This is a genomic window from Mucilaginibacter boryungensis (genome assembly GCF_015221995.1).
Classification (GTDB): Bacteria; Bacteroidota; Bacteroidia; order Sphingobacteriales; family Sphingobacteriaceae; genus Mucilaginibacter; species Mucilaginibacter boryungensis.
Window position 1 is genome coordinate 1,060,928 of record NZ_JADFFM010000001.1, and the last position, 19,463, is coordinate 1,080,390.

General features: G+C 44.2%; 14 protein-coding genes. 6 read left to right on the forward strand and 8 right to left on the reverse strand.

Annotation, left to right across the window (positions count from 1 at the left end):
* Window positions 1-154 precede the first annotated feature (154 nt).
* From IRJ18_RS04570 to IRJ18_RS04580, 3 genes are all read right to left on the reverse strand, one after another.
* A complete protein-coding gene (locus IRJ18_RS04570; RefSeq protein ID WP_194105020.1) occupies window positions 155-391 on the reverse strand; it encodes a hypothetical protein in 237 nt (78 codons plus the stop codon).
* Window positions 391-4,758, reverse strand: coding sequence for a T9SS type A sorting domain-containing protein (locus IRJ18_RS21200; RefSeq protein ID WP_194105021.1), 4,368 nt, complete (start codon window positions 4,756-4,758; stop codon window positions 391-393). The genes IRJ18_RS04570 and IRJ18_RS21200 overlap by 1 nt, the downstream gene beginning before the upstream one ends.
* Before the next feature lie 218 nt (window positions 4,759-4,976).
* The gene (locus IRJ18_RS04580; protein ID WP_194105022.1) at window positions 4,977-5,426 is read right to left on the reverse strand and encodes a hypothetical protein; all 450 of its coding nucleotides are present in this window, start codon (window positions 5,424-5,426) and stop codon (window positions 4,977-4,979) included.
* A gap of 112 nt (window positions 5,427-5,538) precedes the next feature.
* Here IRJ18_RS04580 and IRJ18_RS04585 point away from each other — a divergent pair, with 112 nt between their 5' ends.
* From IRJ18_RS04585 to IRJ18_RS04595, 3 genes are read left to right on the forward strand one after another with little or no spacing between them, the layout of a single operon-like run.
* Window positions 5,539-9,291, forward strand: a complete 3,753-nt coding sequence (locus IRJ18_RS04585; protein ID WP_194105023.1) for a S8 family serine peptidase — start codon at window positions 5,539-5,541, stop codon at window positions 9,289-9,291.
* Window positions 9,292-9,334: 43 nt separating this feature from the next.
* Window positions 9,335-10,249, forward strand: coding sequence for a TIGR01777 family oxidoreductase (locus tag IRJ18_RS04590; protein ID WP_194105024.1), 915 nt, complete (start codon window positions 9,335-9,337; stop codon window positions 10,247-10,249).
* A complete protein-coding gene (locus IRJ18_RS04595; RefSeq protein ID WP_194105025.1) occupies window positions 10,242-11,552 on the forward strand; it encodes a cryptochrome/photolyase family protein in 1,311 nt (436 codons plus the stop codon). The genes IRJ18_RS04590 and IRJ18_RS04595 overlap by 8 nt, the downstream gene beginning before the upstream one ends.
* Here the strand turns inward: IRJ18_RS04595 and IRJ18_RS04600 are convergent, their stop codons facing one another.
* The 4 genes from IRJ18_RS04600 to ggt form a co-directional block, all read right to left on the reverse strand.
* Window positions 11,553-12,521: an FKBP-type peptidyl-prolyl cis-trans isomerase gene (locus tag IRJ18_RS04600; protein WP_194105026.1), complete on the reverse strand. Its 969-nt coding sequence runs from the start codon at window positions 12,519-12,521 to the stop codon at window positions 11,553-11,555. It lies immediately after the preceding gene.
* Between the two features lie 7 nt (window positions 12,522-12,528).
* Window positions 12,529-13,035 carry an FKBP-type peptidyl-prolyl cis-trans isomerase gene (locus IRJ18_RS04605; RefSeq protein WP_194105027.1) on the reverse strand — a complete coding sequence of 169 codons (507 nt, stop codon included), beginning with the start codon at window positions 13,033-13,035 and terminating at the stop codon, window positions 12,529-12,531.
* Window positions 13,036-13,214: 179 nt separating this feature from the next.
* Entirely contained in the window at window positions 13,215-13,649 is a 435-nt protein-coding gene (locus IRJ18_RS04610; protein ID WP_194106643.1) for a MarR family winged helix-turn-helix transcriptional regulator, read from the reverse strand.
* A 63-nt stretch (window positions 13,650-13,712) separates the two neighbouring features.
* Complete coding sequence (gene ggt / locus IRJ18_RS04615) at window positions 13,713-15,428, reverse strand: gamma-glutamyltransferase (RefSeq protein ID WP_194105028.1); 1,716 nt, start codon at window positions 15,426-15,428, stop codon at window positions 13,713-13,715.
* 135 nt (window positions 15,429-15,563) lie between these two features.
* Between ggt and IRJ18_RS04620 the strand changes: the two genes are divergently transcribed.
* The gene (locus IRJ18_RS04620) at window positions 15,564-16,034 is read left to right on the forward strand and encodes a hypothetical protein (protein WP_194105029.1); all 471 of its coding nucleotides are present in this window, start codon (window positions 15,564-15,566) and stop codon (window positions 16,032-16,034) included.
* 125 nt (window positions 16,035-16,159) lie between these two features.
* Here IRJ18_RS04620 and IRJ18_RS04625 read toward each other — a convergent pair whose 3' ends face one another.
* Window positions 16,160-16,627 carry a DUF4293 domain-containing protein gene (locus IRJ18_RS04625; RefSeq protein WP_194105030.1) on the reverse strand — a complete coding sequence of 156 codons (468 nt, stop codon included), beginning with the start codon at window positions 16,625-16,627 and terminating at the stop codon, window positions 16,160-16,162.
* Between the two features lie 97 nt (window positions 16,628-16,724).
* Here IRJ18_RS04625 and truA point away from each other — a divergent pair, with 97 nt between their 5' ends.
* Both truA and IRJ18_RS04635 read left to right on the forward strand, forming a co-directional pair.
* Window positions 16,725-17,504, forward strand: a complete 780-nt coding sequence (truA, locus tag IRJ18_RS04630; protein ID WP_194105031.1) for a tRNA pseudouridine(38-40) synthase TruA — start codon at window positions 16,725-16,727, stop codon at window positions 17,502-17,504.
* Between the two features lie 97 nt (window positions 17,505-17,601).
* On the forward strand, window positions 17,602-19,398 hold the full coding sequence (locus IRJ18_RS04635) for an ABC transporter ATP-binding protein (protein ID WP_194105032.1): 1,797 nt from the start codon (window positions 17,602-17,604) through the stop codon (window positions 19,396-19,398).
* Window positions 19,399-19,463 lie beyond the last annotated feature (65 nt).

Genomic DNA, 19,463 nt, shown 5'->3' on the forward strand with positions numbered 1-19,463 from the left:
CCCATGGGAACGACTGGTTGGTAGTAATTTGAATAGATATTTATCACGTTCCATCGGAACGTTTGGTGTAGTCTGCTCTTTTGTGGGCTATTACCCGATTAGAAGTTTTTGTATGATCAGTGAAACACTATAAGACCGATCCTTTGCCCAATATCTATAGGTTTAGTTTCCTTTGTTTGCGCATTTGCCAAACGGCATAAGCCATTGTTAAAATAACCAAAGCAAATACCCAGGTATCCAGCGGACAATTTGCTGTTGAGGTGGGGTCATCAGGGTCGCCGGGTAAACCAGGGCTGCCATCGCATTGGCTAAAAGCACTACCACTGATCAGCAATAACGTAAAGAATGTAGAAATAACAAAAAATGCTTTTTTACCTGTCAACACCATCATCAAATTTTTATAAATTTCGAACTGCTTATTTTTTTATTGCTTACTTTATCGTAAACATCAACAACATACGTCCCTGTCATTAAACTGCCCACTTCCTCTTCAATATGCTGGGTGGCGCTAAATATTGATTTCTTTATCACTCTACCATTGGTATTAACCAGGTGCACTTCTAACGGGTTTACTATCGTTTGTGTAAAATCAATTTTTATTTTATCGCTTGTAGGGTTAGGGTAAACGTTTATAGATGTCCCTGCAACCTGCGGCGTATCGTAAGTAAGCTTAACAATATCCGAATAGGTGATGGCGTCGTTCACATCATCCTGTTTTAAACGATATAGGTTATCGCCATAAACTGGTTTAGTATCGGTAACCGAATATGTCCCTCTTCTGTCAGCCTGGATGGTGCCTATCGTACTATAAGTTTTACCGCCATCTGTGCTGCGCTCCAGGTCAAAAGTGTATACGTCGCTTTCATTTTGCACCGTCCATGTAAGTACAGATGTGCCTTGCTGTTTACTACCGGTAAAGCTTACCAGTTTATAAGCGGCATTATTGTCTTTATAAACCACCAGGGTAAACCTGTTTGCGCCATAGGTGGTTGTGTTGGCGCGGTCTATATTAAAACTGTAAGTAGTATTATTGGTAACGTCAAGCGAATCTTTCTTGAAGCTATCTTTCAGGAATATTCTATAACGGCTATCGATAGTATTAACGTTAGAGAATTCCATGGTATAAGTACCGGTGACAGCGCCCTCGGCATACAGCTTAATGGGTTTAATGTTTTCCAGGGCCGGTAAACGGTTAATAACGCACGATGTACCTTCATCGCTGCTACTGTACATAAACACCTGCTGGCTGGGGGCTGCTAAGTAAGCTACGTCCTCATCTTCCGTAAAGGTGCTTTTATTATCCTTATTAAAAGTTAGCAGTGTTTCATTGTAATAGGTAGCATCCTGTATCAGTTTTATCTTAACTGCCGGATTTTTTTCTTTCAATCCAAATACCGAAGGGGTATTGCCTGAGGATGGATAGGTGGTTTTAGATGCTTCGGTAAATTTAAAATAGGCGCTGGTGCTGGCGGCCTTCACAAAAAAGCCCTCGCCCGATAATACATACCTGCTGCCGCCATTCAGCGCTGTACCTGTAGCCCCTGTACCAGACCGTGTGTAGGTGCCAAAACCATTAGTATTGGCCGGGTTTAAAGTGTAAAAAGTAGCAGTCGAGTTTCCCGATAAACCTGCAAAATCGGTATTGTAAACCAATGCTTCCAGGTCAATTGTTGATGGATAGGGGTTGCCCAGCATATTAAAGCCGTCGGTGCCGGGTAAACTGGTGACGGTGTAGGATAGCGAGGTCGACGACCCCGTTATCTGCGGCCCGGGCGAACCTGCTGCAGTATTTTTAACGTTATAATAAGTAGAGCTTGCAGGGAATACCGGCCGGTTTACTGTAATAGTACCCGTAGGTATTGTACCTGTATTAATAAGTGTAGTGGCTTCAGGAGTAGGGTACGGCGAGGTAAAGGCATTGCCGCTGCCACCCGTTTTAGTTATGTTTTGATTCCCCCTATAGAAAAATAGCACACCATTGCCAATTGGCATATATTCGGATGTGCTGGCAAAACCTTTATAATCGCTGGTAGATATATTGTTTGTTACCGGGGTTGTTAATGTCTCGTTATAAGCAAAAACAGATGGGTTATTCAGCGTTGATGTAGTGAACCCATTACTGGCAGGTACGGGCCCTGTGATAAGGGTATACAGCTTCATATAGTTCAAATCGTAGCTTTTAAGGCCAGAATATGGTGATGAGCCAGTTATGCTCCATACCGGCGATGACAATATTCTGTACCCACGGTTTCCTGCGGGGATGTATCTTTCAGCGGTTACAGTACCGGTGATAGCTGCCGTGCCGGTGATCTTATCTAAAGAGGCAGTAGCTGTAGCATCCGATTTTAGCGTAAGTAAATTTGTACCACAGGCCAGTGTTACCGGCGAAGAAACTGTTAGCGTGCCAGTGCTTGCAATTTGAAACAGCCCGGTTCCTGTAGAGTTAAGGGTTTTTGTTCCCGAGCCGCTAAACGTCACATTTCCGAAGGCGATAGGAGTAGTGGTGTTTGCATTATTTATTGATTGTGCCGCGCCATCAAAATTCAAAGTACCGGTACCTGCCGTAAATGTAGCGGCGCTGCCCTGGTTAAACGTGGTTGATGCGATGGTAGTTGCCCCCCCGGCTAAGGTTAATGTGCCATTGTTAGTAAATGTTGGAGCATTAATATCAAGTGCACCGGCACCTGCTGTGATGGTGCCGCTGTTGGTATTTGTACCAGTCCCATTAAGCGTTGTTGAGCCCGAACCCAGGGTTAAAGTAGCGCCGGAGCTGTTGGTAAGGTCGCCTGTAAATATGATTGGGCCGGCAGCGGTTTGACTAATTGATCCGCCTGAATTATTGGTCACATTGCCGGTAAAGGTTATTCCGCCAGTGTTTGTTTGACTAACGGTACCAGTATTTGATAACGTATTACTAAACGTTAATAAGCCTGATGATCCGTTTTGAACGATTGAACCACCCGAACTATTAGTAACTGCTGCGTTAAACGTTACCGTGCCCGTATTGGTTTTGCTAATAGTACCTGTATTGCTTACTGCACCCGATACACTCATTGCGGCGGTAGAACCATTGGTTATCGTACCGCCTGTATTGGTTATAGCAGCGAAGGTCATCCCGCCGGTGCCGGTTTGCGAAATAGTGCCGGTGTTTGTTAATGTACCACCAACGGTGATACTGCCACTGCCGGTACCCGAAATACTATTAGAATTACTTAAAGTAGTGGAGCAGGTAATAGCCCCGGTACCCGAAAGATCAATAGTACCGGCATTGGTTGACGCAGCCAATACGCTAATTGTGCCGGCGTTGTCAATATCACCGCCAGAGGCGTTGGTTAATGCCGCGGTACCGGTTAAAGTTAACGTAGCGCCCGAGCCAACAGTCATATTGGTGCTATTAGAGATGGAGGCTGTGCTGCTTAAAGTAGTGCCGGCAGTAATTGTTGCCACAGCGCCTGATGGTATAGTGATGGTTTGAGCGGCGCCTATAATAGTTGGACTGCTTCCTGTTCCCACAGCTGATGTGCTAATGCCACTATTTAAACTAAAAAGGCCCATAGTCAATATTGGGCTGCCGTATTTCCCAAAAATAATTTGGCCTACTGTTGTGTTGCCGGTAAGCACAGGCTGGTTATATGAGGTGTAAGATGATGAAACGCCTATCTGTACCACATCATACGCGCCGATACTACTTGGTGCACCTCCACAGATAGTTGCAAAATTACTCATGTTGCTCCATAAGCCCCCTGCTTGCCCGCCAACCCAGTTCAATGTTTTTGCCACATTATAAACTGTACCTGTTACAGTGGTTGATGATGGATAATCTACACTGGAGGGTCCGATAATAAATGAGGTGCTTTGTCCGGGTGATATGGTGTAACCAATAGTGCTGGCCGTAGGGCATTGCCCCGAATAATCAACAGTTACAAAATAGTTAACCGTTGTTGCTGCGCCGGGGAAAGTTTCGGTATAGGTAAACTGGGTTTGACCAGAGTTGACCGTGCCTGTGGCTACCTGTGTAAAACCCGTTGGATAGGTGGTTGAAGTGGTAGACCGCCATAGTTTAGCATTACCAAATAAGCTTTGGGCGTTATTTGCGCTGGCTATAGTGAATTTATTTGCTGTTAACGCGCCGGTAACAGTAACCGAAAAGCCAAAAATGGCAATACCGGTTTGTCCGTAAACCAATGTGCCGGTGGTTAAACCGCCTGTTAAATTGGTTACCGTTACATCGGGTTTAACTAAACTGTAGGTGACGGCGCCTGTTGCCAAACCAGATTGTGTATAAGTAGGATAATATCCCGGGCCTTTTACAAACGCAGTTGCAAATTGGATAGTGCTTGGTAATGACCCATAGGTAATAGAAACATCAACATCCAGATAATATGTGTAGGTAGTACCCGTAACCATAGCTTGCGAGAAGCCTGTAACGGTTATATCGCTGCCATTTATAGCTATCGATGCCCCAGAAACCAATGTAGCAGTAGCCCTGGTGCCAGAAGTTGATACATACAGTTTTCCGTTGGAAAAATAGCCGTTAGCGCCGCCATTGGTATTGCTAAACTGCAAGGTACCCAGGGTAAGGTTAGCAGATACGGTCATATCTACCCCGTACAACGTTACGCCGGTTTGGCCGTTACGCAATGTTGAACTGGTGGTGAAACCGGTATTATTTGTACAGGTTATAGTTTGCCCGAAACTTTTAGAAACAAGGCCAATGACAAATAAAGAGAACAGGAAAATTAGTAAACCTTTTTTCACAGAGTTGGTGTTATTATATGTGGTATTACAAATACAATGCAATAGCTATAATAAACTATCGCAAAATTAATAAATATAAGCGAATTAACTCTGTATACGGAAATTGCAGTAAAATAGATGGGTTACAGGGTAAAATGCTGAAAATAAATTTGTTAAACAGCATTTACCAATGGGTGTGGATTCCCCGGTTTGGGGACAGTTTTTCACAATAATTAATATTAATAAGCTGCCCGGTAGTTAATGTTGAAGTCCTTTTTTAAGATATGATTCTGCGTTATTTCCACAGGGTTTAAAATGCCCTTATCGTCACTTTCTGATGCAAAGAACTTACCCTCTTCTTTAATAAAAACCGAATATTTTCCCGCAGGTAAATTAATGGAATAATGCCCTGTAGTATCACTTTTGGTTCGCATAATTAAACGGGTGCTGATATGATCGAACATCGGGCTTTGGCCTGTAGCTTGGATGATAGTGGTTGTTGCGTAAACAAATATTTCCCGGCTTACCCCGCGCCCCTTACCCGGAACCCGCCCTGGTGATGGCATTTGGTTACCCTGCTGCAAATAAATATATCCCGATAATCCCTGTCCGTTTTGCATGGCCTGTTTTAATCCCGAACAGGCAAATAAAAAAATAATAAGGCAAGGCATTGCGCTTTTAAAGTTCATATCGTATATATTTAAACTATTATCATAAACCAACGTAAAAGTGCGATAATAAATACCTTATTGCGTTATTTTTACTGCAATTTGATTTAATAACAGATAGATATAATTGAATATGACAAAACTTTACCGCGCGTGTATTGGTGGGCTTTTATTGTTGCTTGTAGGCACGGATATGGCCAATGCCCAGCAAATACTGGTAAGCGATGCGCAAAGGCGCGAGTTGCAAAACCTGTCTGTTCAATTAAATGAGACTTTTAAAACCAATCAGCAGGCGGCAATAGCCCTGGCCCCTAAATACGGCTGGCCTTTAAGTCATACCGGGCGTAACGGAGCGGTTGTTAAACTACAAGGTGTAAATGAACGCGGCTTCCCTATCTATTTAAAAACGCATAACAATACTACATCGGCGGCTACAACCGGGACAAACACTGTTCAGCCTGGTGGTTTATTGGGTTTGAACCTTTCAGGATCAAGCACGATAATGAATAATAAACTTGCTATTTGGGATGGCGGTTGGGTTTTAGGTAGCCACCAGGAATTTTCAGGAAAAACTATTAGTATCAAAGATGCTAATGCTTCGGTTATAGAGCATGCTACGCACGTAGCGGGTACCATGGTAGCAAAAGGGGTGTATGCCCCCGCCAAAGGGATGGCTTTTGGCGCAGCTACTTTATCATCTTACGATTTTAATAACGATGTGGCCGAAATGACCGCCGCGGCCAGTACTTTGTTGCTGTCAAATCATTCTTACGGCGGTATATCCGGCTGGAGTTTTAACAGTTCTGATAACCGCTGGGAATGGTATGGCTTACCCGGCGATACGGAAGATTATACATTTGGGTTTTATGACGCGCGCACGCAATCATGGGATAAGATAGCCTACAACGCCCCTTATTATCTTATTGTGGAATCATCGGGTAACAGCCACGATGAAACTGGCCCGGCAGTAGGTTCAGATTATTGGGGTTATCGCAGCCGTACAGATCAAACCCTTGTGGACAAAGGCCCCCGCCCGGCAGGTATCAGCAGCAACGATGCTTACGATGTATTAAATTCTACAGCTAACGCTAAAAATATTTTAACTGTTGGTGCAGTTAACCAGATACCTTATGGCCCTACAAACCGCAGCGAAGTACAGGTAGCCTCGTTCAGCAGTTGGGGTCCAACCGATGACGGGCGTATAAAACCCGATATTGTTGGAGCGGGTGTTAATGTTTTATCAACCAATAATACCAGCAATACGTCGTATGTCACCTTGTCTGGGACATCAATGGCTGCGCCAAATGTTACCGGCTCGATATACCTTTTGCAGGAATACTATGCACAGAAAAACGCAGGGGCGTTTATGCGCGCTGCTACCTTAAAAGGCCTGGTTTGCCATACCGCTTTTGATGGTGGCAATATAGGCCCGGATTATATTTACGGTTGGGGCCTGCTGGATATGAAGAAGGCCGCACAGGCCATTACCGATAATGGCGCTAAGAGCCTGATCAAAGAGAATACGCTGGCGCAGGGACAATCTCAAGTGGTTAATGTTATCGCATCTGGCAATGGTGTATTATCGGCAACCATATCCTGGACGGATGTGCAAGGCACCCCTACGGCCGGCACAATCATTAACGACCGCACGCCTAAACTGGTGAACGACCTGGATATCCGCATTAGCGATGGCACTACCACTTTTAAACCATGGGTACTGGATCCGGCTAACCCATCGGTGGCGGCTACTACCGGCGATAATATCAGGGATAACGTGGAACAGGTGTATATCCCAAATACTATTCCCGGTAAGGCTTATACCATTACCATATCGCATAAGGGTACCCTGGTATCGGGCCCGCAGGCTTATTCTTTAATTGTTACCGGCGTTGGCGGCGCGGTGTATTGCGCATCGGCACCGGCATCAAGCGCGGACTCAAGAATTGATAATATCACACTTTCAAACTTAAATAATACCCCTGCAGCAGGCTGCACAAGTTATAGTGATTATACCAACCTTACGGTGAACCTTGAGCAGGGTAAAACTTATCCTGTTAGCATCACTGCCGGTACCTGCGGCGCTAATTTTAATAAAATAGCTAAGGTTTATATTGATTATAATGGCGATGGTACTTTTGACCCGGTTACCGAACTGGCCGCCACTACCACCGTTATTGCCGGGACTGGGACCTATACCGGGAATATTAGCATACCCGGTACGGTAATTGCCGATAATTACACCCGCATGCGTGTTGTATTAAGCGAAACAAGCGATGCGACCACCATTACGCCCTGTGGTGCTTATGCCAAAGGTGAAACGCAGGATTATCGTGTACTATTCACCAAAACCAGTTCTGATGCTGGTGTAGTATCGGTTAACAGTAGTACGCCTGGCGGGGCCTGTGCGGGGAAAACCAATATAACAGTCCATCTGAAAAATTTTGGTAGTGCAGCTATTAGTAATATCCCGGTAACAGTAACCATTACCAACCCCGATAATTCGGTTATCACATTAAATGAAACTTATACCTTCACTTTACCGCCATCGGCCGAGGATGATTTTATCTTGCAAGGTACATTTAATACCATATCGGGTGCTACTTACAAAATTACGGCAACCACCAATTTAAGCGGTGACCCGGTTACAGCCAATAATTCGGTAACTACAAACATTACTACCGGTACCCCTGCTGCTGCAACAGGCTTGCAAGCTTACTTTTGTGCCGATACCAAAAAATATATACTTAGCGGTAATACGGATGGGGGCCTGTTATGGTATAAAAACGCCACCGATCCGTTGCCATTCGCTGCGGGTTCGCCAGCCTACACTTTGCAGCCGCCGGTAAATAATACCTATTATGCCGGTGTGAACGATTTAAGCGGCCCGGTTGGCCCGGCCTCTAAAAGCGCATTTTCGGCGGGAGGGTATAACCAGTTTACCCCATCTATATTAGTTAGTACAGCGGTTCCGGTTATTATAGAAAGCGCCAAACTGTATATTGGTAATTCCGGTAAGATCACCTTCTCGGTAACGGATGCAAGCGGACAGGTGGTGTCCTCTACAACCATTAACGCGGTAGCCACCCGAACCACACCCGGCGCTGGTGCCCAGGCCGATGACCCTAACGATCAGGGCAAAGTTTATATCCTGAACCTGTTGTTCCCAACCGCGGGCAATTATTCCATTAATACATCGTATGATAATACGGCCACGTTATTCCGCAGTAACGGAGGTGTAACAGGTTATCCATTCAATTTAGGCGGGGCGTTCCGCATTACAGGGAATAACGCCACATCGCCAACTAACCCAAGCGATACCAGTTATTACAAAAACTTTTACTATTATTTATATAACATGCAGGTAAAAAGCGCGGGCTGTGCGGGTACAACCCGTCAAGCTGTAACGCTAACCAAGCCTGTTATTACTCAAAAAGACACGGTACTTACCTCAAGTTTTGCAAACGGTAACCAATGGTATTATAACGATAGTATTATAGTTGCGGCTACCGGCCAAAGTTATATAGCAACGCGTAGCGGCGACTATAAGGTTGGGGTAACCATTAATGGCGGTTGCACGGTTTTCTCAGACCCTTATCATTATGCGCTGGTACCATTACACCCCGATAATTCGGCTATTGGCCTGGCGGTTTTCCCTGTACCGGCATCCACCAAAATAAATGTAGCCTTTAAGGCACCTGATAGTGGTACTTTAACGCTATCGCTGGTTAATAACGCGGGGAAAATAATGTTTACGCAGAAGCAAGCCATCACATCGGGCGATTTTAGTACCACGTTGGATATTAGCGAACAAATGACGGGTACATACGTTTTAGAAGTCATCCTCGGCGGGAAAGTTTATGGGCGCAAAATATTGATCGTAAGGTAATCCGCCATAATAAATCCGCATTGTTTAAAGCGCGAATAGCTGCATGAAGCATCAAAATAAAGGTATTTTAATAACAGGTGGCACTGGCGTACTGGGCAGGCAATTAACCCGGCTACTGTTGGATAAAGGCTATACCGTAAATCATTTAAGCCGCAGACCGGGTAATGATCCTAAGGTGAAAACCTTTTTATGGGATGTGGATAAAGGTAAAATAGATAAGCAATGTGTGGATGGGATAGCTATAATTATCCATTTGGCAGGTGCCGGTATTGCCGAAAAACGCTGGACAGATGAACGCAAGAAAGAAATTATAGAAAGCCGTACAAAATCCATCGGGTTGATATACGATTTGCTGAAAGGAAAGGAACACACCGTAAAAAAGGTCATTTCAGCATCGGGCATAGGTTATTACAGTGATAGGGGGGATGAACTAATGACCGAAGATTGCCCGCCAGCGCACGATTTTATGGGCGAATGCTGTATTGCCTGGGAAAACGCTGTTAACGAAGGAAAGGCCCTGGGACTGGATGTTTTGATCTTTCGTACCGGGGTAGTTTTGGTTAAGGGCGAGGGTGCATTGGCCAAAATAGATATCCCCGTAAAACTTGGTATAGGTTCGGCGCTGGGTAATGGGAAACAATGGCTATCATGGATACACCATCAGGATGTAGCTGATATGTATATGTTTGGTATGGAACATGAAACCTTAACTGGAGTTTATAATATGGCGGCCCCCGCGCCTGTTACCAATGCCCGGCTGACCAGCGCCATTGCAAGGCAACTAAAGCGCCCGCTGTGGGCGCCAAATGTACCGGCATTCGTTTTGAAATTACTGTTAGGGGAAATGGCCACCATAATTTTAGGCAGTACACGTGTTGATGCGCAAAAGATCATCTCGGCAGGGTTTGAGTTCAAGTATCCGGAAATAGAGGGCGCGCTGAAAGAGATTTATGGCTAAACAACTCATCAGTATTTTCTGGTTCCGTCGTGATCTGCGGCTTGACGATAACGCGGGCCTTTATCATGCCTTAAAAGGGGAACACCCCGTCCTATGTGTTTTTATATTTGATAAAGATATCCTTGACAAACTGGAAGATAAAGACGATGCACGGGTAACTTTTATTTACCAGGCTATTGAAGATCTGCACAACAAACTACAAAAACTTGGCAGCACATTACTGGTACTTTATGGCAAGCCGCTACAAGCCTGGGAAAGTATTTTAAACGACTACAATATTGCCGCCGTTTACACCAACCACGATTATGAACCATATGCAAAACAACGTGATGAAAAAATCGCTAAAATTTTAAAAGAAAAGGCAATTCCGTTTAATACTTATAAGGATCAGGTAATATTCGATAAAAATGAAGTTGTTAAAGATGATGGCCTGCCTTATACCGTTTATACCCCTTATATGCGTAGATGGTATAGCAAATTGGCCTCATTTTATTTCAAGGCTTATCCCGTAAATGGGTATCTGCAGCATTTGTATAAAGCCGCCCCAACAGCTTTACCCGGTCTTAAGGAAATGGGTTTTATAAAAAGTGAATGCAAGTTCCCGGGTAAACATTATGAGGAAGTTATAACCGATTATCATGAAAAGCGCGACTTACCCGCCATCAAAGGCACATCGCATGTAGGTTTGCATTTACGTTTTGGTACAGTTAGTATCCGTCAGTTAGTCCAAACAGCATTCGGATACAAAGATAAAACCTGGTTAAATGAGCTGATTTGGCGCGAGTTTTACATGATGATACTGGATCATTTCCCTCAAACTATAGATCATGCTTTTCGCCCCGCGTACGATCGCATTAAATGGGAAAATAATGAAGCGCAATTTGAAGCCTGGTGCGAAGGGAAAACCGGCTACCCAATAGTTGATGCCGGTATGCGCGAATTGAATGCGACAGGCTTTATGCACAACCGCGTACGCATGATAAGCGCCAGCTTTTTAAGTAAGGATCTGTTAATAGACTGGCGCTGGGGCGAACGGTATTTTGCGCGTAAACTACTTGATTATGAAGCTGCCAGTAATGTTGGCGGCTGGCAATGGGCCGCCGGAAGCGGTACCGATGCTGCGCCATATTTCAGAATATTTAACCCTGACGCGCAAACAAAAAAGTTTGATCCCAAACTAGAATATATAAAAAAATGGGTTCCGGAATATGCCGATTTTAGCAAATATCCTAAACCCATTGTCGATCATGCATTTGCGCGCGACCGGTGTTTGAAAGCTTTTAAAGCAGCATTGGCTAAATAGTTATTGTACTGATAATACGTTGATATCGTAGCGCATACAGCTAAAAATAGGTATGGTATTATCTGTATACGATTGACCGCCGAATGCTAATCGGGATGGCATTATTAATGATAATTTAGCACCTGGTTTTACTAACTGTATACCTTCAACAAGGCCAAACCTGGTATCGTTGGCTAAATCGATGTTAACGCCTGTACCATCGCTGTTGTTATATTGTTCGGATGTAAGAAGGCCATTAAACAATGTGCCGGTATATTGTATAGTTACAATTGATGTAGGGGTAATGGCTGCACCTGAACCCGCCTGTGTTTCTTTATACCATAAACCCGAAGCTGTTTTAGTATAGCCGGTTAGATTATTAGCAGTTATATAGTTTTTTACCGATATATCGTCGTAAGCATCCTGACGGCCAACAAAAGTGCCAAAGCGGGGGTCGTATTTTTGGGTGTTGTTAACCAGATTAATGTAGTAATCCAATCCCTGGTTGCCCTTAATGCGGTTATTACCATCGCTGCTTCCTGTTCCAAAGCCAGATGTGCCATAGCCTAAACGCGATGGGACCAGCAGGCGCATGCGCCCACCTTTGTTTTTCAAGATATTTAATATACCCAAGCGTACGCCTTGTGGCAAATTATTTGCGCCAATATGCCCCAGGTAGTTATAAACATGATTAACAATAGTGTCTTCAGCAATAAACTGGCCGTCAAAACTTCTTAAGGTAAATACAAGTGATACCAGGCTCGAATCTTTAACCACTGCTCCTGTTCCGGGGGTAAGTATTTTGTAATACATGCCGGTTGTATCCCCGCTTGAAAGGTCACGGTTCATACCTGTAATGCCGTTAGCGCTGATGTAAGTCTGAATTTGCTGCTCATCATACTGTTTTATATTTACATCGGTAACCTTACGGCACGAGTACATAGCAACAGTAACACAAAATAATGACAGCGTAAAAAGTATTTTTCTCATTTAAAATTTAATTCGTTACATCAAAAAGTTCAATATCAAAATCAAGTATGGCGTTTGCTGATAACCCTAACGATCGCTGTTCGTAAGGGCCGTAAGCATACCTTGAAGCCACTAATAAGCGTATTTTGCCCCCTTTTCTTATTTTAGAACCAAGGATACCATATTGCCAGCCCCTTATCATATCGCCAAAATGAAATGCCGGGTGAAAAGTATTTGTTTGCGCGAAAACAGTTGAGCTACCCATCTGGCGGCCTGCATAACCCAATGTTAACAATGATGAACTATTGATCAGCGCGTTTTCGGTACCTGTGGTAGTGTTTATATACCAAATACCGGTAGTATCAGCATTGCCACGCATTACTTTAGTGGCGTTTAAATTATTTTTGCTGATGTAATCCTGTATCAATTGATCATCAATTTTAGCCTGGGCTTGTGCCTCTGCTATGGCACTATCGGATTTTTTACACCCAACAAAAACCAGTACGCATAAACAAATAATAAATACCCTATTCATTTATATTTCAAACGGCAAATTTATTGTTTTAAATGGCAAAACCAGCAGCTTAACATATTTTAACATATAAAGCGTTGAAATTTAATTTACAGCGATGGTTTATCCGCATTAAAACGCTGGCAGGGGGGGATATATTTTCAATTTGATATATAAAATATTGAAAATTTTAACCGTGTTTGCTATTCGGGTTTGTAATTCAGTGTAAGTGTGTTGATCTTTTTTAACGTGTTGATCAGTTGGTCTTTATCTTTTTCGCTGATATGGGCATTGAGGTAGTTATTGAACTGGCGTACCAATGCGCGGGCTAGATGACGTTTCTCTTTACCTAATTCGGTCAAAAATATTTTAACCGAGCGTTTATCGCCTTTGTTAGATTCGCGGTAGATGAGGTCCATTTGTTCCATCTGGCTTAGCATACGCGAAAGACTGGTCGATTTCAGGCCCAGTAACGCCGCTACTTCAGATACGGTACTCCCTTCCTTTTCGTCAATATTAATAAGCAAATAGCCAATAGATTGGGTAATGCCAAAATCGGCCACTAACTGGTTATAGCGGTTAGCAACCGTTTGCCACACTACTTTCAAAAAGTAGTCGATAGTTTCCTGGTGTTTAATGTTAGCAGGCATGCCTGTCAAAATTAGGAATTATTTTTATACACACGTGTAATTAATGTCATCTTACCAGCCTAATTTGGTATCATCGCCCCGCGGATCGGCGCCGCCCTGGTAATAACCCCATTTGGTTACTAATATGGCATCAACCCGGCCTATACCGCCCCCTACTTTTATTTTATATCCTTTTTTAGTTAGCTTGTCAATGGTCAGGCTATCCAGCGCGTCTTTTTCGGCCTCAATTACATCGGGCAGCCATTGGTGATGGAAGCGCTTAGCGTTTACCGCGCTTTGCATGCTTTTATTAAAGTCAATAACATCCAAAATTGTTTGGAAAACCGAGGTGATGATGGTCGAGCCGCCTGGTGTGCCCACTACCATAAACAATTTGCCGTCTTTTTCAACAATAGTAGGCGTCATAGATGATAGCATGCGCTTACCCGGTTGTATGCTGTTGGCTTTGCCGCCAATTAATCCAAACATATTGGGTACACCGGGTTTGGCGCTGAAATCGTCCATTTCATTGTTCAGCAAAAAGCCCGCGCCGCCTACAAATATTTTTGAACCAAACGAGCCGTTTAGTGTAGTAGTAACAGCTACTGCATTGCCTTCTTTATCAACAATAGAATAATGCGTGGTTTGGTCGCTTTCGTAACCCGCAAAACTACCTGGTTGAATGGTGTTGCTTGGCGTAGCCGCGTCCCAGCTAAAGTTTTTAATGCGCGATGCTATGTAAGCAGGCTTCAATAAACTATCTACCGGTACCTTATAAAAATCGGGGTCGCCCAGGTATTTAGAGCGGTCGGCATAAACCCGGCGTTCGGCTTCAACCATTACCTGCACTGTTGAATCCTTATTAAAGCCCCATTGTTTTAACGGATAAGGTTCTACCGAATGTAATAGTTGCAGCAATGCTACCCCTCCGCTTGATGGGGGCGGCATGGTGATTATTTTATAGCCTTTGTAAGCGCCTGTTAGTGGTTTGCGCCACACGGAATGATAGTTCTTTAAGTCCTGTCTAGTTATCATCCCTTTGCCGGTTTGCATTTCGGCTACAATTTTATCTGCTATATCTCCATCATAAAATCCATCCCGCCCTTTATCACTGATAAGCTGCAGCGTATTGGCCAGGTCATCCTGTACCAGGATATCGCCTTCTTGCCAGCGGGTATCTTTTAAAAGATATTTTTTATTAGGGTTGCGGGCTTTAAAATCGTTGGCGTTCCTGTTAAGGTCATTGGCAAGCCTTTTGGTTATTTTAAAGCCATCACGGGCCAGTTTTATAGCGGGCTCAACCAACTCGGCCCATTTTAGTTTGCCATATTTTTTGTGGGCTTCAATCATGCCATCCACACTGCCGGGCACACCCGATGCCTGGTGGGTAGCCAAGCTCATATTGGGGATCACGTTCCCGGCCGAATCCAAATACATGTTTATGCTGGCAGCAGCCGGGGCCTTTTCTCTAAAATCAAGCGTATTAGTCTGTCCTTTAGCCGACCGGTAAACCATAAACCCGCCGCCGCCAATGTTACCGGCTTCGGGCAGGGTTACGGCTAAGGCAAAGTGCACGGCCACCGCAGCATCAACCGCGTTGCCGCCCTTTTTCAGAATATCCAGCCCTGCTTTAGCCGCATCGGGGTAGGCACAAACTACCATGCCGTTGTAATACTGTTCGCTGTTATCCTTACCCAACTGACCGCGTACACACCCGGGCAAAACAATCCCGGATAATAATAATACACCAATTGTTAAATAGTATTTATGCTGGAAAAATCGTTGCATGGAGAGATATAATTTGGTACTAATTTAATCTATTTCTATTAAACTTTATATGGTAAAAATCCGTTCTAAACATCATAAAACGTAAAAAATAACGTTAATGCTGCCATAAGGAATATTTTATTCAACCACATAACTATGAAAAAAAGCACGATACTATTAGTACTATTAACATCCTTTTTATTGTTTAGCAAACATACGCACGCGCAGGATTATCCTTACGCCGTGGGCTTAAAATTTAGTGACGAAAGCGGCCCTTCCTTTAAATATTTCATTGACAAAACCGACGCGCTGGAAGCTATTCTGGGGTTCCGGTCGCATGGCGCGGTATTTACCGGCCTGTGGGAAAGGCATGTACCTATTTTAGATGTAGATAAACTGAAAATTTATTACGGATTTGGCGCGCATATAGGCGCGGTGGGTGATAACCCCAACCCCAAGTATGACAATACCTTATTGTTGGGTGCCGATGGTGTTGTTGGCGTAGAATATGTAATACCGGAAGCCCCGATAGCTATCAGTCTGGATCTTGACCCCCGGTTGGAATTTGGCCACGGCCCGCGGTTTTTATTAGCGCCGGGCTTGGGATTGAAGTATACGTTTAAGTAGGCCTCACCCAACCCTCTCCAAAGGAGAGGGAGAGTCTCACATAATAATAAAAAACAAAAGCCATCGAATTACCCGATGGCTTTTGTTTTCACTCCCTCTCCTTTGGAGAGGGCCGGGTGAGGCCCCTACCTCAACCTATCAGCCGATTTTACCAGCTTCTCATCTTTTTGAATGGATTTTACGGCCAGTATCAATAATACAATGCTTAGGCTTGACAGGAATATGCCGATGCCAAAATTACTGGTGCTCATTTGAAAGCCACCTGTAGCAGTTTTAACAGCTTGCGACAACCAAAAACTATATGCAATGATAGCCAGGATAGCAACGTAACAGTAGGTGATCTGCTTTTTACGGTTGTTATAGGCAAAAATTACCGCCAGGGGTATCAGTCCAACTATGGCTGTAACTACGGCAAGTGTGGTAAAAGCGGTAGTTTGTTGCTGCTGCCCGTTTACATCATGATAAATGCCGGTAACTTTTATGGTTGATGGCACACCATCAAGATAAACGTTATGCGCCAGCGGGAACAAGAAAAGTGCGAATATTACCAGTGCTGCGAAAAGTAAATAAATGCTTTGTATTCTTTGTAACATATAATTATGGTTCTGTATTTAAATTTTTTTGAACAAAGATAGGATTACTTTGACAATTACGGATAGGCAATAGCCAGCGGAATGTTAACTTTACACCGTGGCAAACCTGCAGCGTTATTTTATTGAACTGGCTTACAACGGCACTAATTACCACGGCTGGCAAATACAGCCCAACGCGGTTACCGTGCAGGAAATGCTGAACAAGGCCCTGTCTACATTACTGCGCCAGCCTATAGAAACTACCGGTTGCGGAAGGACGGATACCGGCGTGCATGCGACAACTTTTTATGCACACCTAACCCCCCAACCCCCTGAAGGGGGCGCAGTGGTTGATTATGCCAAAATAATTGCTCCCCCTTCAGGGGGCGGGGGGGCAAATTCATTATTGCCTTACGATATCGCCATCAAAAGGATTATACCGGTACACGCCGAAGCACATGCGCGGTTTGATGCAACTTTAAGGTCGTACGAATACCATATCCATTTTCATAAGGATCCGTTTAAGCTGGACAGGTCGTGGTTGCTGCGCGATGTGCCTGATATTGCATTGATGAACCAGGCGGCGGCCATTTTGATGGAATATACCGACTTTAGTTGTTTCAGTAAATCGAACACGCAGGTATTCACCAATAATTGTAAGATCAGTCGCGCCGAGTGGGTTAAAACCGGCGATGGCCTGGTATTCCATATCAGCGCTGATAGGTTTTTGCGCAACATGGTGCGGGCCATAGTAGGCACCCTGATACTGGTTGGCAGGGGAGAAATGGAACCCGAGGGCATCCGGGCGATTATAGAAAGCAAAAACCGAAGCAACGCCGGAACATCGGTACCGGCTTGTGGGTTATATTTAACGGAGGTGAAGTATCCGTACATATAGGAATGCGAAATTCGAAATGTCAATTTCGAAATAAAAAAAGTATAATCGTATTATTGCACTATTCGCATTTGGCATTCCGAATTTCGAAATTTAAAACATGTCTCAAGTAACAGGAAAAGCGATAGATTGGCGACTGCTGAAGCGGGTGATGCATTATGTAACACCTTACCGCGGGATATTTATTATCTCGGGTTTCCTGACGGTTTTTTTGGCGGTGATAGCATTGGTGCAACCTATCCTGATGGAAAAGGCGGTTGATAATTACATTGTGGTAAGCAATTATAACGGACTTGTATTTATTGTTTGTTTGATGCTTGCGCAACTGGTTGTACAAACTATAGCCCAGTATTATCAAACCTATCTCACTAACTCACTGGGCGAATCGGTTATCCGCGATCTGCGTATCCATATTTTTAACCATGTTACCAGCATGCGCCTGCGTTACTTTGATAAAACGCCGATAGGGGTATTGATCACCCGTACCGTATCCGATCTGGAAACCATTGCCGATATATTTTCAGAGGGGCTGATCTCTATCATCGGTGATCTGCTGTTGGTGATTGCCATTATTGTATGTATGCTGGTGAAAGACTGGAAACTGGCGCTGATCACGCTCATCCCCATGCCATTGTTGCTGCTGGCTACTTATATATTTAAGGAAGCTATCAAATCGTCCTTTCAGGATGTGCGTACGCATGTAGCACAGCTAAATACATTTTTGGCCGAGCACATTTCGGGTATCAGCATTATACAACTGTTTGCCCGCGAAGACCAGGAGATGCGCAAGTTTATGAGCGTAAACCAAAAGTATCGCGATGCAAATATCCGCTCAAACTGGTATTATTCTATATTCTTCCCGGTGGTGGAAATCCTTTTCTCCATCTGTATCGGGTTGCTGGTGTGGTATGGCTGTAAGCGCATCCTTTCCGATCAGCAGCTAAACAGCCTTTCGGCATCCGGGCATGTTACAGCGGGTATGTTGCTGGCATTTATCAGCTTACTGAATTACCTGTTCCGCCCGATACGCCAACTGGCAGATAAATTCAACACCCTGCAAATGGGTATGGTGGGCGCCGACCGTATTTTTAAAGTATTGGATACAGATGATGTAGCACCCAATAAAGGCACCCTGCGCGCTGAAATAAAAGGCGATATCCAATTTAAAGATGTTTGGTTTGCTTATAATGATGAGAATTGGGTACTGAAGAATATCAACTTCCATATTCGCCCGGGCGAAACTTTGGCGCTGGTGGGGGCAACAGGCGCGGGCAAATCATCAACCATCAATATCCTGAACCGTTTTTATGAAATTGGCAAAGGCGAGATAACTGTTGATGGCGTTAATATTGATGATTACGAAGTAGGCTACCTGCGTTCGCGGATTGCTACGGTGATACAGGATGTGTTCCTGTTCTCGGATACTATTGCCAATAACATCAGTCTGAATAACCCCGCTATTACGCGCGAGGAAATTATTGCCGCCGCCAAAGACGTTGGGGCACACGATTTTATTATGCGCTTACCCGACGGATATGATTACAATGTGATGGAACGCGGCGCAACACTTTCTGCCGGACAAGCACAGTTGATCTCATTCATCCGTGCACTGGTTTATAACCCGGCTATCCTGGTGCTCGACGAGGCTACTTCATCGGTTGATACCGAAACCGAATTACTGATACAAAATGCGATCAATAAACTAATGGAAGGCCGCACGGCTATTGTTATTGCCCACCGCCTTTCTACCATCCAAAGCGCCGACCGTATTATCGTGCTTGATCATGGTGAGATTATGGAAATGGGTACCCACCAGGAACTATTGCGCATTGAAGATGGTTACTACCGTAAACTGTACGATTTGCAGTTTAATTCGGCAGGAATTGTGAAGTCTTAAGCCGGTAGCCTAAAGTATTAAATAGCCTCACGTCATGCTGAACTTGTTTCAGCATCCCACATGCA

Bases quoted from the DNA above. Each gene is read 5' to 3' on its own strand.
- IRJ18_RS04590 (WP_194105024.1), top strand. From the start codon at position 9,335: ATGAAGCATCAAAATAAAGGTATTTTAATAACAGGTGGCACTGGCGTA.
- IRJ18_RS04625 (WP_194105030.1), bottom strand. From the start codon at position 16,627: ATGTTACAAAGAATACAAAGCATTTATTTACTTTTCGCAGCACTGGTA.
- IRJ18_RS04570 (WP_194105020.1), bottom strand. From the start codon at position 391: ATGATGGTGTTGACAGGTAAAAAAGCATTTTTTGTTATTTCTACATTC.
- IRJ18_RS04600 (WP_194105026.1), bottom strand. From the start codon at position 12,521: ATGAGAAAAATACTTTTTACGCTGTCATTATTTTGTGTTACTGTTGCT.
- IRJ18_RS04595 (WP_194105025.1), top strand. From the start codon at position 10,242: ATGGCTAAACAACTCATCAGTATTTTCTGGTTCCGTCGTGATCTGCGG.
- IRJ18_RS04585 (WP_194105023.1), top strand. From the start codon at position 5,539: ATGACAAAACTTTACCGCGCGTGTATTGGTGGGCTTTTATTGTTGCTT.
- ggt (WP_194105028.1), bottom strand. From the start codon at position 15,428: ATGCAACGATTTTTCCAGCATAAATACTATTTAACAATTGGTGTATTA.
- IRJ18_RS04620 (WP_194105029.1), top strand. From the start codon at position 15,564: ATGAAAAAAAGCACGATACTATTAGTACTATTAACATCCTTTTTATTG.
- IRJ18_RS04635 (WP_194105032.1), top strand. From the start codon at position 17,602: ATGTCTCAAGTAACAGGAAAAGCGATAGATTGGCGACTGCTGAAGCGG.
- IRJ18_RS04580 (WP_194105022.1), bottom strand. From the start codon at position 5,426: ATGAACTTTAAAAGCGCAATGCCTTGCCTTATTATTTTTTTATTTGCC.
- IRJ18_RS04605 (WP_194105027.1), bottom strand. From the start codon at position 13,035: ATGAATAGGGTATTTATTATTTGTTTATGCGTACTGGTTTTTGTTGGG.